General features: G+C 70.5%; 12 protein-coding genes and 1 pseudogene. 11 read left to right on the top strand and 2 right to left on the bottom strand.

The window, feature by feature from the left end; genetic code table 11:
- Positions 1-855 precede the first annotated feature (855 nt).
- On the top strand, positions 856-1,848 hold the full coding sequence (locus EV685_RS05425; RefSeq protein ID WP_130481005.1) for an integron integrase: 993 nt from the start codon (positions 856-858) through the stop codon (positions 1,846-1,848).
- Positions 1,849-1,918: 70 nt separating this feature from the next.
- Here the strand turns inward: EV685_RS05425 and EV685_RS05430 are convergent, their stop codons facing one another.
- The gene (locus tag EV685_RS05430; protein WP_242615445.1) at positions 1,919-2,290 is read right to left on the bottom strand and encodes an MAPEG family protein; all 372 of its coding nucleotides are present in this window, start codon (positions 2,288-2,290) and stop codon (positions 1,919-1,921) included.
- A gap of 229 nt (positions 2,291-2,519) precedes the next feature.
- Between EV685_RS05430 and EV685_RS05435 the strand changes: the two genes are divergently transcribed.
- The 10 genes and pseudogenes from EV685_RS05435 to EV685_RS05480 all read left to right on the top strand — a co-directional run bounded on the left by EV685_RS05435 (position 2,520) and on the right by EV685_RS05480 (position 13,874).
- Entirely contained in the window at positions 2,520-3,737 is a 1,218-nt protein-coding gene (locus EV685_RS05435; RefSeq protein WP_130481007.1) for an ammonium transporter, read from the top strand.
- 32 nt (positions 3,738-3,769) lie between these two features.
- On the top strand, positions 3,770-4,159 hold the full coding sequence (locus tag EV685_RS05440) for a hypothetical protein (RefSeq protein ID WP_130481008.1): 390 nt from the start codon (positions 3,770-3,772) through the stop codon (positions 4,157-4,159).
- 141 nt (positions 4,160-4,300) lie between these two features.
- Entirely contained in the window at positions 4,301-4,660 is a 360-nt protein-coding gene (locus tag EV685_RS05445) for a hypothetical protein (protein WP_130481009.1), read from the top strand.
- On the top strand, positions 4,653-5,417 hold the full coding sequence (locus EV685_RS05450; protein WP_130481010.1) for a tetratricopeptide repeat protein: 765 nt from the start codon (positions 4,653-4,655) through the stop codon (positions 5,415-5,417). Before EV685_RS05445 ends, EV685_RS05450 begins: the two co-directional genes overlap by 8 nt.
- 256 nt (positions 5,418-5,673) lie before the next feature.
- A pseudogene (gene tadA, locus EV685_RS05455) lies at positions 5,674-6,141 on the top strand (tRNA adenosine(34) deaminase TadA); the annotation flags it as partial.
- Positions 6,142-6,596: 455 nt separating this feature from the next.
- Positions 6,597-7,547: an LD-carboxypeptidase gene (locus EV685_RS05460; protein WP_130481011.1), complete on the top strand. Its 951-nt coding sequence runs from the start codon at positions 6,597-6,599 to the stop codon at positions 7,545-7,547.
- A gap of 12 nt (positions 7,548-7,559) precedes the next feature.
- Positions 7,560-9,800: an ABC transporter substrate-binding protein gene (locus EV685_RS05465; protein ID WP_130481012.1), complete on the top strand. Its 2,241-nt coding sequence runs from the start codon at positions 7,560-7,562 to the stop codon at positions 9,798-9,800.
- Positions 9,801-9,811: 11 nt separating this feature from the next.
- The gene (locus EV685_RS05470; RefSeq protein WP_130481678.1) at positions 9,812-10,813 is read left to right on the top strand and encodes an ABC transporter permease; all 1,002 of its coding nucleotides are present in this window, start codon (positions 9,812-9,814) and stop codon (positions 10,811-10,813) included.
- Positions 10,810-12,216 (top strand): ABC transporter permease, encoded by a 1,407-nt coding sequence (locus EV685_RS05475; RefSeq protein ID WP_130481013.1) that lies wholly within the window; start codon positions 10,810-10,812, stop codon positions 12,214-12,216. Before EV685_RS05470 ends, EV685_RS05475 begins: the two co-directional genes overlap by 4 nt.
- Positions 12,213-13,874, top strand: coding sequence for an ATP-binding cassette domain-containing protein (locus tag EV685_RS05480; RefSeq protein ID WP_130481014.1), 1,662 nt, complete (start codon positions 12,213-12,215; stop codon positions 13,872-13,874). The genes EV685_RS05475 and EV685_RS05480 overlap by 4 nt, the downstream gene beginning before the upstream one ends.
- Here the strand turns inward: EV685_RS05480 and EV685_RS05485 are convergent, their stop codons facing one another.
- Positions 13,875-15,098 carry an SLC13 family permease gene (locus EV685_RS05485; protein WP_130481015.1) on the bottom strand — a complete coding sequence of 408 codons (1,224 nt, stop codon included), beginning with the start codon at positions 15,096-15,098 and terminating at the stop codon, positions 13,875-13,877. It abuts the gene before it with no gap.
- Positions 15,099-15,157 lie beyond the last annotated feature (59 nt).

The raw sequence follows: 15,157 nt of genomic DNA on the forward strand, positions 1-15,157 counted from the left end.
AACGTTTGGAACGGCCAGAGCGACACGCGGCGGCAAGAAACCGAGGCCGGACGCGCCAGCGTGTGAAGTTGGGCAGCATCGGTGAACAGCGTGAGCGGCTCGGTTTTCATGATTGACGCGGTTCGGGCATGAATGGGCGAGTGGCCTAACGTCTGAATTCAGCGGACGCCGAAGGCGTCCGCTGCAATGATGGGTTGGGCATCAGAGAGCGCCACCTAGAAGCGGCAGGCCAAGACATGGACTGAACTCTCATGGACATACTCGGCCTTCCAATAGTGCGGGTCATTGATTTCGCGAAGAACGACGCCCGTTGGCAACGCGGCCGGTTTCGCCAGGAATGGCTTCCCGAGCATGACAAAGATGCTTCCCGGCTGTGGCCACTCCTCGGCAGTTTCAACAACGACGTTTCCAAGAGCCAGTTCCGCTTGAAGTAGCGCGCGAAGCGGCTCCTGGAGTCGCAGCAGTCGGGCGGCCTTAAGTTCAGCTGCGGCCGCGCCGCTTGGCACGGGGACGGCTCGCGCTGCAAGCTCGGGACTCAGCGGATAGGTCGGCGAATTCCTCTTACTGCATGAGAGGCAAAGGCCGGCGTTCGCAACGAGTGTTTCGCCGAGAGCGAGTCGGCCGCATTGTGGGCAAGAGCGCCGAACGGAATTCATGATGCTCAACGTCGTTTAGGGGACATGGTGTAGGGATTGCTCTGCAGCCTAACGCGCAGTCCCGGTGTCGCCCACGCGCGGATGCTAGCGCCCTCGGTCCCAGGTGAACAGCCCCCTTTGGGGCCCTCTTCAAGGTGATGGGGGACGGTGAATAGGCCGCCTAAATTGGTCCGTCTGCATTGAAGCTCCTAGGACGTCCATGAGCGATAACCCGAGCACCTCGGCGGTGACGACTAAACCGAAGCTGCTGACGCTGCTTCGGCAGGCGATCCGTGTCCGGCAATATGCCCTGCGCACCGAGGAGGTGTATGTCGGCTGGGCTCGGCGCTATATTCATTTTCATGGGCTGCGTCATCCACAAGATTTAGGAGGACCGGAGGTGACGGCCTTCCTGACGCATCTGGCGTCGGAGCGCAACGTCAGTGCGTCGACACAGTCGCAGGCGCGGGCCGCCTTGTTGTTCTTGTATCGGGAGGTGCTCGGCGTCGATCTGCCGTGGCTGGACGAGGTGGTGATCGCCAAGCCTTCGCGGCATCTGCCGGTCGTGTTGACGCCTCGTGAGGTCGAGCGGCTGCTCAATGAGCTGAGCGGTGCGCAGTGGTTGGTGGCGGCTTTGCTGTATGGCACCGGCATGCGCTTGCTCGAAGGCTTGCGGCTGCGGGTCAAGGATGTGGAGTTCACGCGCCGGGAATGCGTGGTGCGCGATGGCAAGGGTGGCAAGGACCGGGTGACCGTCCTGCCGGAGAACCTGATCGGTCCTTTGCAGCAGCAACTGGTCAGCGCCAAGGTGCAACACGAGCGGGACCTGGCGGCGGGTCTGCCGGGGGTGTGGCTGCCCGATGCCTTGGCGGTGAAATATCCGGCCGCGCCCAGGGTCTGGGGCTGGCAGTGGGTGTTCCCGAGTCCTGCAACCAGCACGGATCCGCGCAGCGGTGTCGAGCGGCGACATCACCTGCATGAGCAGTCGGTGCAGCGCGCGGTGTCGCTGGCCGCCCGGCGGGCGGGGGTGGACAAGCCGGTGTCGCCGCATGTGCTGCGCCATTCCTTTGCGACGCATCTGCTGCAGGCCGGCTACGACATCCGCACGGTGCAGGAACTGCTGGGCCATGCGGACGTGCGCACGACCATGATCTACACACATGTGCTGAACCGGGGCGGGCGCGGGGTGCGCAGTCCGCTCGACAGCTTCTGAACCCGGGTGCTGCGTCCACATGCCTGCGCCGTGAGCCTTGCGTGGCGATGTGCGGCATGTCCCGCAGGCGTCAATGTGCCAGCCAGGCGCGTGACAGACACCAGGCGCCAAAACCCAGCATGGGGACGAAGGTGAGGATCATCCCCAGCGCCCGGGGCAGGCCCCAGCCCTTGAGGACCAGGATGGCGGCGTGCATGAGTCTGCCGATCAGCAACGAGGCGCCGCCAGCCCACAACATCCACGCAGGCGCGCCGGTGGCTTCCGAGGCCGCCATCGCCAGCAGCACGATGGGGACGGTTTCCGTGTAGTTGCCGTGCGCCCGCATGCGACGCAAGAGCGTCTGGTCACCGCCGTCGAAGAACTGGATACCGGTGATCGCGCGCCGCAAGCCCACCATCACGGTGAGTGGAATCTGCAGCAGGGCAAAGATGCCGATGAACACGGCTGAGATCGGGATGCTTTGCATGGTGTTTCCTGGGGGATGTTTGTGCGGTCGGCATCAAACACCACTTGCTCCGGGCATGCAATCTTCCTTGCGGATTGGCGTGTGTCGGTTGCGCCTGGCGAGATCACAGATCGAAGGCCGGAGGGCCCCTCGCGGTTCAGAGATCGGCAGGCCGGCCCGCAATTTGCAACATCCGGCCAGCCCTCCACTCCCGCTCGCCCGCCCCATGCCCACCCTCGACACTGGCAACACCGCCTGGATGCTGGTTGCCACCGTGCTGGTGCTGTTGATGACCTTGCCCGGTCTGGCGCTGTTCTATGCCGGCATGGTGCGCAAGAAGAACCTGTTGGCGACGATGGCGCAGGTGCTGGCGACGTGTGCGCTGGTCTCGTTGCTGTGGTGTGCGGTGGGCTACAGCCTGGCGTTCCGGCCGGGCAATGGCTGGTTGGGGGACTTCGGGGCCGTGTGGCTGGGGACGCTGGCGATGGATCTGGCGCAGGGGCAGGCCAGTGTTCATGCGCTGGCGCCGACGGTGCCGGAGTCGGTGTTCGTGATGTATCAGCTGAGCTTCGCGGTGATCACGCCTGCCCTGATCGTGGGCGCGTTTGCTGAACGCATGCGCTTTGCCGCCCTGTTGTGGTTCATGGGCCTGTGGTCGCTGGTGGTTTATGCGCCGGTGGCGCACTGGGTCTGGGGGCCCGGTGGATGGCTCGGGGCGCTGGGGGCGCTGGACTTTGCCGGGGGCACCGTCGTGCATGTCAACGCGGGTGTGGCCGGGCTGGTGGCGGCCGCGATCCTGGGGCGGCGGCTGGGCTATGGCGAGGTGCCGCTGATGCCGGCCAACCTGGGCTGGACGCTGACCGGCGCGGGCCTGCTGTGGGTCGGCTGGATGGGCTTCAACGGCGGCTCGGCGATGGCCGCCGATGGGCGGGCGGGCATCGCGATCCTGAACACGCAGATGGCCGCCGCCGCCGGCACGCTGGCCTGGATGGCGGCGGAATGGCTGGTGCGGGGCACGCCGACGCTGCTGGGCCTGTGCAGTGGCGCGATCGGCGGGCTGGTGGCGGTGACGCCGGCCTCGGGCTATGTGACGCCGGCCTCGGCGGCACTGATCGGTGCGCTGGCGGGTGTCGCCTGCTACTGGGGCGCCACGGGCCTGAAACGGATGCTGGGGGCGGACGACAGCCTGGACGTGTTCGGCGTGCATGGCGTGGCGGGCCTGCTGGGGGCCTTGCTGACCGGCGTGCTGGCCGATCCGCGCATCGGCGGCGTCAGCGGCTCGCTGCTCGCGCAGGCGACTGCCGTGGGGGCCGTCGCGCTCTACAGCGCGGTGGCAACGGCCGCGATCCTGTGGCTGATCGGCGCGACGCTGGGTCTGCGGGTCAATGCGCGACAGGAACACGCCGGGCTGGACCTGAGCCAGCACGGCGAACGGGTCGAGTGACCCGCAGCAGCACGACAAGGACGGCAAGCAACATGGCCCTGATCAACGACCCCACCCCGGCACGCCTGAGCGAGAGCGACAAGCTCGGCATCGCCGCGCATCTGCATGTGGCGATGCGCCGCAAGATCGGTCGGGTGACCGATGTGGAATGGCTGGTGCGCGACGCGACCTATGCGCGCGAGGTCATCCGCATCGCGCTGGCCGAACGCGATCACCCCGAGTTGCAGGGCTGGGCGCTCAAGCTGCAGGCCGCCCTTTTTCCGCCAACGTCAACGCAGACGCAGACGCAGACGCAGACGCCGACCCGCACGGCGCAGGCCGCCAACAGCGGCCCGATGCCGCTGGATGCCAACGCGGGAGCGGACGCACCCCTGCGGCCGGCGCAGGGGCTGCTGGGGCGTTATGTGGGCGGCTTGCGCTGATCGGCCCGAGCGCGTCGTGGCGTGCCGGTTGTGAACAAGTCGAGCCTAATCCGGTCGATGTGAAACCGGCCGGTGGGCATCACCGGCGCCTCGCCGCACACTCTGGCGACAGCCACATGGCGTGGTCGGAGGGAGTCAGCGATGGCGGAGAACAACACAGGCCCGGCGGGCACGGCAGGCACGGCCGGCAGCACCGGCGCTTCGGTGGCGGACCAGAACCGGCAACTGGTCGAGACGGCGATGGACGCGCTGGATCGGCTGCTGCGCCTGTTCCAGGTCGAACGCATCGTCTATCTGGTGCTGACCGGGGTGTCCTTCGTGATGCTGCTAGCAGCGGGCTACATGATCGTCACGACCGAGAAGGCCGACACGACCAGCCTGGTCGCGGTGTTCGGCAGCACCGGTCTGGTGACGGCGTCGTCGGCCCGCATCAGCCATTTCTTCAACCGGGCCTTCACCTTGGTGGAGAGCCTGATCAGCAACCTGAGCAAACATGGATGACGCCCAGATCGCGTCGACGCTGAGCGAGCTGCAGCGTTCGTCGAAGACCTCGCTGGGCATGGTCCTGCTGGGCGCTGCCTGCCTGATCGGTGCGCTGGTCTACAGCGCCACGCGGCTGGCGCCGCTGGAGGCTCGTCTGGCCGAGATGGATGTGAAGCTTGCGGAGCGGCAGGTCCTGCTTGAACAGGCCGATGCCCGCCTGAAGCAGACGGTCGACTCCTTCGAGCTGTTCCAGGTGGGCACGCGCTTCCTGATCAACCGGCAGTACCCCGAGGCCCTGGCCGCCTTGGAGGAATACACGCAGCGTTTCCCCGACAGCAGCGAGGCACACGGCATCCTGGGCTATGCGCAGCTGCGTCAGGCCCTGTTCCTGACGGCAGAGGCCAAGGGCGCTGCGCCGGGTGCGGAGGTGCCTCGGGCGCTGGCCGCATCCGAACAGCATCTGCGCCGTGCGATCGAACTGGCGCAAGGCCGGCCTGATCAGGTCGTGCGGCCCTGGCCGGCCTACAACCTGTCGCTGCTGCTGATGCAGACCGGCCGCAAGGAGGAGGCGCTGCGCAACGTCACCGATCTGCTCAAGGCCGATCCGGGCATGGTGCGTTGGCTGTGTGGCGATGGTCAGTTCCGCCCCATGCGGCTGGATGCGGCGCTGGCCGACCGGTTTGTCGAGCAGGTCGAAGCGGCGGCGCGCAGCCAGTCGCTGTCCGAATGCTGGGTGACGAAGGCGCCTGTGGCCAAGGTCAAGCCCAAGGCCTGAGTCCAGCGCACGGCGCACGGCCGGTTGCAGCCGCCCGCCCGGCGGTGACAATGCCGGCTGGCCTGCGCCATGCCGTGAGCGGCGGCGCACACGGCGATCATGCCGACGACCGACGACCCCTCCCGCGATGTCCGAACCTTCCAACCGCGACCCCCGCGCAGCCCTTGCCGACGAGCCGGGTGCCTTGCCCGAACTGGGCACCGGCATCGACCATTTCCCCTCGCCGGCCAGCATCACGCCGGTCGACGAACACCTGATGCGCCTGGCGCTGGACCAGGCGCTGAACGCCCACCTGGCGGGCGAGGTGCCGGTCGGGGCGGTCATCGTGCAGCACACCGCCGATGGCCCGAAGGTGCTGGCCACGGGCTACAACCGGCCGATCACGACACACGATCCGACCGCCCACGCCGAACTGGTGGCCTTGCGCCACGCGGCCGCGCTGGTCGAGAACTACCGGCTGCCGGATTGCGAGCTCTATGTGACGCTCGAACCGTGTCCGATGTGCGCGATGGCGCTGCTGCACGCGCGCTTCAAGCGGGTGGTCTTCGGTGCCCGCGACCCGAAGACCGGCGCGGCCGGATCGGTGGTCGACCTGTTCGGCCTGAACCAGCTCAACCACCACACCGCCGTGGTCGGTGGCGTGCTGGAAGAGCCTTGCGGCCGGGTGCTGCGCGACTTCTTCGCCGAGCGCCGGGCCCAGCAGAAGGCCGAGCGCCTGGCGCGTGTGGCCGAGGGCATGACCGGCACGTCACACGACCGTGAGCCCGAGGCCGATGCCCCGGTCGGCCTGGTGCATGCGCCCATCGTCGGCCACCCGGCGGCGACGCCGCTGCAGCCTGCCAGCGCGGATGTCGACTACGGCGGCCATCCGCCCGGTCCGCCCCACAGCACGCGCGAGAACGACACGCTGACCTTCACGCTGCCCGAGGTGATCGAGGACCCCTCGCTGCCGGTCACCCAGCTCGCGCCGCTCGAACCGATGCCGCTGCCCGATGTGGCCGAGGCGACCCTGACGCAGCTGGGCGGGCTCAGCGCCTTCGCGGGCCTCGATGCCCTGGGGCCCGACAAGGACCGCGGGCCTGGCACGCGGGCATGAGCCCGGGCTGACCACCGTGTCCGTCCCCGCCGAGGCCGCGCGTCAGCGGCCTCGTCCGTTTCTTGAATCCTGAAAGCCCTTGCATGTCCGCAGCCACGTCCCCGTCTTCCCGTCCCGACCTGGGCGAGCTGCATGTCTACAGCCCCTCCGGCGTGGTGGCGCAGGCCGCCGTGCTCAAGCGCGCAGCCAAGCGGCTGGGGCAGGCCGGCTACCGCGTCAGCATCGACGAGGCCGCGCTGGCGCGCCACCAGCGCTTTGCCGGTGACGACGACACGCGCCTGGCCGCGCTGCACCGCGTCGCCACGGCCGCCCCGCATGTCGCACTGGCCAGCCGGGGCGGCTACGGCCTGACGCGGCTGCTCGACCGGATCGACTGGACACTCATCGCGCAGGCGGTCGAACGTGGCACGCACTGGGTCGGTCACAGCGACCAGACCGCCCTGCAAGCCGGCCTGCTGGCCCACATCGGCAACAGCCCGAACGCGGTGACCTGGCATGGCCCGCTGGCCTGTGCCGACTTCGGTGCCAGCGATGCCGACGGCGGGCTGGACGAGGTCACGCCCGACTGCTTCCACGAGGCCGTCAGCGGCGAGCTGGAGGCGATCGGCTTTCGCGTGCCGGAAGGCCACGACGGCCTGGCCGTGAGCGGCCGGCTCTGGGGCGGCAACCTGTGCGTGCTGACCAGCCTGCTGGGCACGCCGCACTGGCCCCGGGTGCGCGGCGGCATCCTGTTCCTGGAAGACGTCAACGAGCATCCCTACCGGGTCGAACGCATGCTGCTGCAGCTGCAGCAGGCGGGTGTGCTGGGGGCGCAGAAGGCGATCTTGCTGGGCGACTTCAGCGGCTGGAAGAAGAGCCCGCTGGACCGGGGCTACAACCTCAAGGCCATGGTCGAACACCTGCGCAGCGTCTGCGCGGTGCCGGTGCTGACCGGCCTGCCGGTTGGCCACGGCCGCACCAAGGTCACCTTGCCCTCGGGCCTCAAGGCGGATCTGGTGGTGCAGGGCCGCGATGCCCTGGTCGCCTGGGGCTGAGGCGCGCGTGTGATGCGGGGCTGGCCGCTGGTCCTGTTGCTGACCCTGTTGGCGGGGCTCGGCGGCTGCGGCAACAGCCCCTATCCGCCCGGCGCGGCCGAGGCCAACACGCTCTACACCGCCTTCACCGAACGCTCGCCGCGCCACCTCGACCCGGTCGCGTCCTACTGGAACCAGGACACGCCCTACACCCACAGCATCTACGAGCCGCTGCTCGCCTACCACTACCTCAAGCGGCCGTACACGCTGATCCCGCGCCTGGCGCTGGCGGTGCCCGAGCCGGTGCTGAAGGATGCGCAAGGCCGCACGCTGCCGGCCGATGCGCCCGATGAGCGGGTGGCCGAGAGCGTCTACGAGATCGCGATCCGGCCGGGCGTGCGCTACCAGCCGCACCCGGCCTTCGCGCGTGATGCACAGGGGCGTTGGCGCTACCACGGCGCGCATGCAGAACGGCTGGCCGACGAGCCCGACGCGCCGCTGGCCTTCCCGCATCTGGACACGCGCGAACTGGTCGCCGCCGACTTCGTGCTGGCCTTCCAGCGCCACGCCACGCCGCGCCTGCCCGCGCCGATCTACAGCCTGCTGGCCGAGCATGTGGTGGGCATGGCCGACTACGCCGCCCAGGTCCGCGCCGAAGATCAGCGCCTGCGCGCCGGCCTGAGCGCCGACGCGCCCGACCTGCCGTGGCTGGACTTCCGCCGCTGGCCGCTGGCGGGCGTGACGGCGCCCGACGCGCACACCCTGCGCATCCGCCTGAAGGGCCGCTACCCGGCCTTCCGCTACTGGCTGGCGACGACCTTTGTCGCGCCGGTGCCGTGGGAGGTCGAGGCCTTCCACGCCGAGCCCGGCCGCGCCCGCCGAGGTCTGACGCTGGACCGCTGGCCGGTCGGCACGGGGCCCTACATGCTGGCGGTCTACGAACAGGACCGCCGCCATGTGCTGGTGCGCAACCCCCACTTCCGCCACGAGACCTATCCCTGCGAGGGCATGCCCGGCGATGCCGAACGCGGCCTGCTGGCCGATTGCGGCCAGCCCTTGCCCTTCATCGACCGTGTGGAGTTCCGCATCGAGCGCGAGGCCGCCACGCTCAAGACCAAGTTCCTGCAGGGCTGGCTGGATGCGCCCGAGGTCGAACGCACCGACCGCGGCTCGGACTACGCGCTGGACATGCGCGACGACGACGCGACCCGCGAGCGCCTGAGCGAACGTGGCCTGCAATTGCCCGAGGCCGACGACCTGGTCATCTGGTACCTGGGCTTCAACATGCTCGACCCCATCGTTGGCCAGGGCGACACACCCGAGCGTCAGCGCCGCAACCGGGCCCTGCGCCAGGCGGTGGCGATCGCGCTGGACTGGGGCGAACACGCCCGCATCTTCCCGGCCAAGGGTGGGCGCGAGGCCATGGGGCCCTTGCCGGCTGGCATCGCCGGTTCGCGGCTGGGCACACGCGAGGGCGTCAACCCGGTGACACACCGCTGGGTCGACGCGCCGGCCGAGCCCGGCGGCGGCCATGCCGTACGCCGCAGCCTGGACGAGGCCCGGGCGCTTTTGCGCGAAGCCGGCTACCCGGACGGGCGCGATGCGGCGAACGGCCAGCCGCTGGTCCTGCACCTCGACTTCTACCGCGCGATGACGCCCGAGCTGCGCGCCGAGATCGCCTGGCTGACCGGCCGCTTCGCCGCCATCGGCATCACGCTGGACCTGCGTGCGACCGACAACAACCAGTTCCAGGACAAGGTGCGCAAGGGCCGTCACCAGCTCTATTTCTCCGGCTGGGGCGCGGACTATCCGGATGCCGAGAACTTCCTCTTCCTGCTGCATGGCCCGAACGGCAAGAGCCGCAGCGACGGCGAGAACCTGTCGAACTACGCCGATGCGGACCATGACGCGCTGTTCCGCCGCATCCAGCTGCTGCCGGACGGCCCGACGCGGCAGGCGCTGATCGACCAGGCGGTCGCCATCCTCCAGCGCGACACGCCCTGGGCCTGGGGCTATGTCTCGCCCGGCCGGGCGGCCTGGCAGCCGTGGGTGCGCAACGCGGGCGTGCCGGTGCTGACCAAGGACCAGCTGCGCTACCTGCGGCTGGACACGGCGCAGCGCGCCCGCCTGCTGGCGCAGTGGAATGCGCCGCGCTGGCAGGTGCCGCTGGCGGTCCTGGCGCTGTCGCTGGCGGGGGCCGTGCTGCTGTGGCGGCGCCTGTTGCGGCGCCGCGCGATGGCGTCCGGCCGTGACCCGAGGAGGCTCAGGCCATGAGCCTGCGCCCGATGCTGGCTTTCCTGTTCCGGCGCTTGCGTGACGCTGCGCTGGTCCTGGTGGGCGTGCATGTGCTGACCTTCTTGCTGTTCTTCGGTGTCAACACGCCCGATGACATGGCGCGGCTGGCACTGGGCGGCAAGCGCGTCACGGCCGAACAGGTCACGCACTGGAAACGCGAACGTGGCTATGACCGGCCCTTGCTCTGGAATGGCGATGAACACGGGGCTGCCGCGCTGACGCAGACCATCTTCTGGCAGCGCAGCGCCTCCTTGCTGCAGCTGGACTTCGGCCGCGCCGACAGCGAGAGCGGCGGCGACATCGGCCGCGAGGTCGCCCGCCGCATGGCGGTCAGCGTGCAACTCGCCTTGCCGCTGTTTGTGCTGCAGGGGCTGGCCAGCCTGCTGATCGCGCTGGCGCTGGTTGCCGTGCGCGGCAGTGCGCTGGAGCGCTGGGGCGGGGCGCTGACCTTGCTGATGCTGTCGGTCTCCAGCCTGTTCTACATCGTCGCCGGGCAGGCGCTGTTCTCGCACCTGCTGCGGCTGGCACCCGTCTCGGGCTGGGCGGACGGCTGGGCGTCCTGGCGCTTCCTGGCCCTGCCGCTCGGTCTGGCGCTGCTGACCCGTCTGGCTGGCGATGTGCGGCTCTACCGCGCGATGCTGCTGGAAGAGGCCGGCAAGCCGCATGTGCGCGCCGCCCGCGCCCGGGGCCTGGGCGAGTCCGCCGTGCTGGGCCGACATGTGCTGCGCAACGCGGCCGTGCCGGTGCTGACCAGCGCCGGCCTGGTGCTGCCGCAGGTCTTCCTGGGCAGCCTGGTCTTCGAGAGCTTCTTCGGCCTGCCGGGCCTGGGCGCCTATGCGATCGAGGCGATCGCGGCGCAGGACTTCGCGGTCGTGCGGACCATGGTCGTGCTCGGCGCGGCGCTGTACGTGGCCGCCATGCTGCTGGTCGACGCCGCGCTGTGGTGGGCCGATCCACGCATCCGCCTGGCGGGCACGGAGGCGGGCCGATGAACACGCTGGACGCGCCGATCTGGATTGTGCTGGCGCAGGCCCGGCCGGTGCTGCTGTGGACCGACCTGCTGCTCTGGGCCTTGTTGATCGGCGGCGTGCTGGTCGCCGGGCGGCTGCGGCGCGATCCCTTGCAGCGGCGGGCCTGGCGGCGCGTGCTGGCCACGCCGGGCGCGCCCGCAGCGCTGGTCGTGCTGGCGGCGATGGGCACGCTGGCGATGCTCGACAGCGTGCACTTCCGACGCGCCTTGCCCTCGGCCGCCGGTGCGCCGACGGTGCAGGCCACGCAGACCGAATCGCTGCTGGACCTGCTGCTGGCCCGGCCGCTGGCGATGCGCGAATCGGGCTATTCCCATCCGCTGGACGCCTGGACGCTGACCCGCGAAAGCGTCGTGCGCCACGGCGTGGTGACGCGCGAGCCGCAGCGCCTGGCGCATGGCGGCGCGCATCTGATCGACCCGGCGGCCGAGCGGGGGCGCGATCTCGTCGTGCGTGGCGTGTCGGGCGGCCTGACCGGCCTGCTGCTCGCGCTGGCCGGGATCACCGCCGTGTCGCGCCAACGCCCGGACCGGCTGCGCGGCCCCGCCCGCGAGGCCGCCATCGCCGTCGCCGTGCTGGCCACGCTGGCCGGCAGCGTCGTGGCCTGGGCGGGCGCCTGGCATGTGCTGGGCACCGACCGCATCGGGCAGGACGTGCTGGTGCAGGCGCTCAAGAGCGTGCGCACCGCCCTCGTGATCGGCCTGCTGGCGAGCCTTGCCACCGTGCCGCCGGCCCTCGCGCTGGGTCTGCTGGCGGGCTGGTATCGCGGCGCGGTGGATGCGGCGGTGCAGGGCGTGACCGCCGTGCTGGCCGCCATCCCCAACGTGCTGCTGATCGCGGCCGGCGTGCTGCTGGCGCAGGCGGCCATCGATGCGCGGCCGCAGGCGTTTGCCTCGGCGCTGGAACGGGCCGATGCCAAGCTGCTGCTGCTGTGTCTGATCCTCGGCCTGGGTGGCTGGGCGGGCCTGTGCCGGCTGGTGCGGGCCGAAACGCTGCGGCTGCGCTCGCTGGACTTCATCCGCGCCGCGCGGGGCTCGGGGCTGTCGGACGCCCGCATCGTCTGGCGCCACCTCGCTCCCCACGTCGCCCATCTGGTGCTGATCCAGGCGGCGCTGGACCTGTCCATGCTGGTGCTCTACGAGGCCGTGCTGACCTATGTCGGCGTCGGCGTCGACCCGGCGCTGCAGAGCTTCGGCAGCATGATCAACCTGGCCCGCAGCGAGCTGCTGCGCGAGCCGGTCGTCTACGGCTCGGTCGGCGCGGCCTTTGTCTTCATGGTCGTGCTGGTGCTGGCGCTGAACGTGCTGGCCGACGCGATCCGGCTCGCCTTCGACCCCCGCGCGGCGCTCGGCGGGGGGCGTCCATGAGCAGGGCCTTGCTCGACATCGACGAGCTGTGTGTCGACCTGCAGGACGACGAGCTGGGCACACGCCGCGTCCTGCACGGCCTGACGCTGGCATGGCGACGCGGCGAGACGGTCGCGCTGGTCGGGCCGTCCGGCAGCGGCAAGAGCCTGACGGCGGCGGCGATCCTGCGGCTCCTGCCGGACAACGCCTGGATCGCATCCGGCGACGTGCGGCTGGCCGCCCGGGCCGGTCAACACGTCGAGCCGCAGAACCTGCCCGACCTGGGCGAGGCCGAGCTGCGAGCGGTGCGCGGCGCTCGCATCGGCATCGTCTTCCAGGACCCGGGCGCCAGCCTCAACCCGGTGCTGACCATCGGCCGCCAGTTGCAGGAGTCGCTGCAGGCCCATACGCTGCTGCGCGGTGCGGCGGCCCGGGACAAGGCCTTGCGCTGGCTGGCCGAGGTGGGCCTGCCGGCGTCGGCGCTGGACCGCCACGCCTTCGAGCTGTCCGGCGGCCAGCAGCAACGCGCCATGCTGGCCATCGCGCTGGCCGGCGAGCCCGATCTGCTGATTGCCGACGAGGCCACGTCCGCGCTGGATGTGGTGACCCAGGCCCAGGTGCTGGACCTGATCGACCGCCTGCAAGCCGAACGCCGGCTCGGCCTGCTGCTGATCACGCACGACCTGGCGGTGGCCGCCGCCCGCGCCGACCGCATCGCGCTGCTGGACCAAGGGCGGCTGGTGGCGGTCGGACCGCCCACCTTGCTGCTGGGTCGTGACGGCGCACCCGCCTTGCCACTGCTGCGCGAGCTGCTCGACGCGGTGCCAGGTGGGGCAGGCTGGGGCGCCGAACGGACGCACGGTCCGTCGTCCGCAGACCCGCCCGTGCTCCGGGTCGAAAACCTTCGCGTTGACTACCCCGGCAGGCGGCGCTGGGGCGTGGCGCGGGGTGGGCAGGTGGCGGTCGACGGCATCGGCTTCTCGGTCGCGGCCGGGCGCACGCTGGCGCTGGTGGGGGCCAGCGGCTGCGGCAAGTCCAGCGTCGCGCTGGCGCTGGCCCGGTTGCTGCCCGAGGACGCGGTGGCGAGCGGCTCGGTGCGGCTGGGCGAGACGGCGCTGTTGCCGCTCGCCGGCCGGGCCTTGCGCGCGGCCCGCCGCGACATCCAGCTGGTCTTCCAGGATCCGCTCGCCTCGCTGGACCCGCGCCAGCGTGTCGGCGACATGCTGGCCGAGACGCTGGCCTCGCTGCGGCCGGAGTGGGACGTGGCCCGCCGCGCCGCGCGCATCGCCCACCTGATCGAGCAGGTCGGCCTCGCCGGGCTGGACCTGGGCCGTCACCCGCATGCCTATTCGGGCGGCCAACGCCAGCGTCTGGCCTTCGCCCGTGCGCTGGCCTGCGAGCCGCGTGTGCTGATCTGCGACGAGCCGACCTCGGCGCTGGACCTGATCACGCAGGCTCAGGTGCTGAGCCTGCTGGCCCGGTTGCAGCGCGACACGGGCGTGGCGCTGGTCTTCATCACCCACCACCTGGCGCTGGTCGAGGCCATCGCCGACGAGGTCGCGGTGATGGACGCCGGCCGGATCGTCGAATCCGGCCCGGTCGCGCAGGTCCTCAACCCGGTGCAGGGCCAGCGCCATGCCGTGACGCGGGCACTGTGGGCGGCCTTGCCGCGGCTGTGATCAGGCCAACGAGGCCAGCCAGGCGGCGCAGATCGCCATCGACCCCAGCGTCACCGGCACGCCGACCCGGGCGTGGGTGCGCCAGTCGAGGGTCACGCCCCGGCGCTGGGCGGCGTCGACCACGATGATGTTGGCGATGCTGCCAACGATCAGCAGGTTGCCGGCCAGGGTGCTGACCAGCGTCAGCGTCAGCCCTGCCAGCGCATGTGTCGCATGGGGCAGCAGCAGCATCACGGCGGGCACGTTGGAGACCAGGTTGGACAGGCCGAAGGTGGTCAGCGCCAGTGGCGCTGGATCACCGAGTGCGATGCCGGCTTGCGCCAGCGCGTCGACCGCCTGCTGCGGCAGGCCGGTGGCCGCGAAGGCGTGATTGACGATGAACAAGCCGATGAAGAGCAGCAGCAGCTCGTGGTCGACCAGGCCCAGCATGTCGCGCGAGTGCAGCTTGCGGCTGAGCAGCAGCAGGCCGGCGCCGGTCAGTGCGACGACTTCGCGCGGCCAGTCGGTCAGCAAGAAGCAGGCGACGATGCCCAACGCCACCGCCAGGCCCTTGGCGGTCTGCCAGCGGTCGAGCATGATCTCGGGCGCCTGCGCAGAGGCCTCGACCGGACCCAGCCAGCGGCCACGGAACAGTCGCGCCACGATCGCCCAGGTCAGCGCCAGGGCCAGCAGCACCGGCAGTGCGGCGTCGCGCAGGTGGCGGGCGAAGTCGAGCTTCAGGGTCTCGCCGATCAGCATGTTCTGCGGGTTGCCGATCAGCGTCGCGGCCGAGCCGATGTTGGACGCGCAGGCCAGCGCCAGCAGCAGCGGCAGCGGGTTCAGGCCGCGTCGCCGGGCGGCGTCGACCAGCACCGGCGCGACGGCCAGGCAGACGATGTCGTTGCTGAACACCGCCGACAGGACGGCACTGACCGCGATCAGCGCGGCCAACAGCGCCTGGGGCGGCAAGGGCAGGGCGGCCAGTGCCCGCGTCGCCCAGTCGTAGAAGCCGCCCAGTCGCATCTGGGCCGACACGACCATGAAGGCGAACAGCAGGATCACCGTGGGGATGTGCACGGCTTGCGCGGCTTCTTGCATCGACACGGCATCCAGGCCGATCAGCGCGATGGCGCCGAGCAGCGCGACGCCGGTGCGGTCGAGCTGCAGCAAGGGCAGTCCGCCCAGGATCATGCCCAGATAGACCAGCGAGAAGATGAGGACCACGAGGTCCTGGGTCGGCGTCATGGCGGACTTCCAGAAACAGCAAGACCGGCCGGAGCCGGTCTTGCGGGGGTGGGCGGCAG

The organism is Sphaerotilus mobilis, assembly GCF_004216565.1.
In the GTDB taxonomy this organism is placed as follows: Bacteria; Pseudomonadota; Gammaproteobacteria; order Burkholderiales; family Burkholderiaceae_C; genus Sphaerotilus; species Sphaerotilus mobilis.

Excerpts from the sequence above, each read along its gene's own strand:
- EV685_RS05485 (WP_130481015.1), bottom strand. The coding sequence starts at position 15,098 with ATGACGCCGACCCAGGACCTCGTGGTCCTCATCTTCTCGCTGGTCTAT.
- EV685_RS05470 (WP_130481678.1), top strand. The coding sequence starts at position 9,812 with ATGCTGGCTTTCCTGTTCCGGCGCTTGCGTGACGCTGCGCTGGTCCTG.
- EV685_RS05460 (WP_130481011.1), top strand. The coding sequence starts at position 6,597 with ATGTCCGCAGCCACGTCCCCGTCTTCCCGTCCCGACCTGGGCGAGCTG.
- EV685_RS05465 (WP_130481012.1), top strand. The coding sequence starts at position 7,560 with ATGCGGGGCTGGCCGCTGGTCCTGTTGCTGACCCTGTTGGCGGGGCTC.
- EV685_RS05475 (WP_130481013.1), top strand. The coding sequence starts at position 10,810 with ATGAACACGCTGGACGCGCCGATCTGGATTGTGCTGGCGCAGGCCCGG.
- EV685_RS05480 (WP_130481014.1), top strand. The coding sequence starts at position 12,213 with ATGAGCAGGGCCTTGCTCGACATCGACGAGCTGTGTGTCGACCTGCAG.
- EV685_RS05425 (WP_130481005.1), top strand. The coding sequence starts at position 856 with ATGAGCGATAACCCGAGCACCTCGGCGGTGACGACTAAACCGAAGCTG.
- EV685_RS05435 (WP_130481007.1), top strand. The coding sequence starts at position 2,520 with ATGCCCACCCTCGACACTGGCAACACCGCCTGGATGCTGGTTGCCACC.
- EV685_RS05440 (WP_130481008.1), top strand. The coding sequence starts at position 3,770 with ATGGCCCTGATCAACGACCCCACCCCGGCACGCCTGAGCGAGAGCGAC.
- EV685_RS05450 (WP_130481010.1), top strand. The coding sequence starts at position 4,653 with ATGGATGACGCCCAGATCGCGTCGACGCTGAGCGAGCTGCAGCGTTCG.
- EV685_RS05445 (WP_130481009.1), top strand. The coding sequence starts at position 4,301 with ATGGCGGAGAACAACACAGGCCCGGCGGGCACGGCAGGCACGGCCGGC.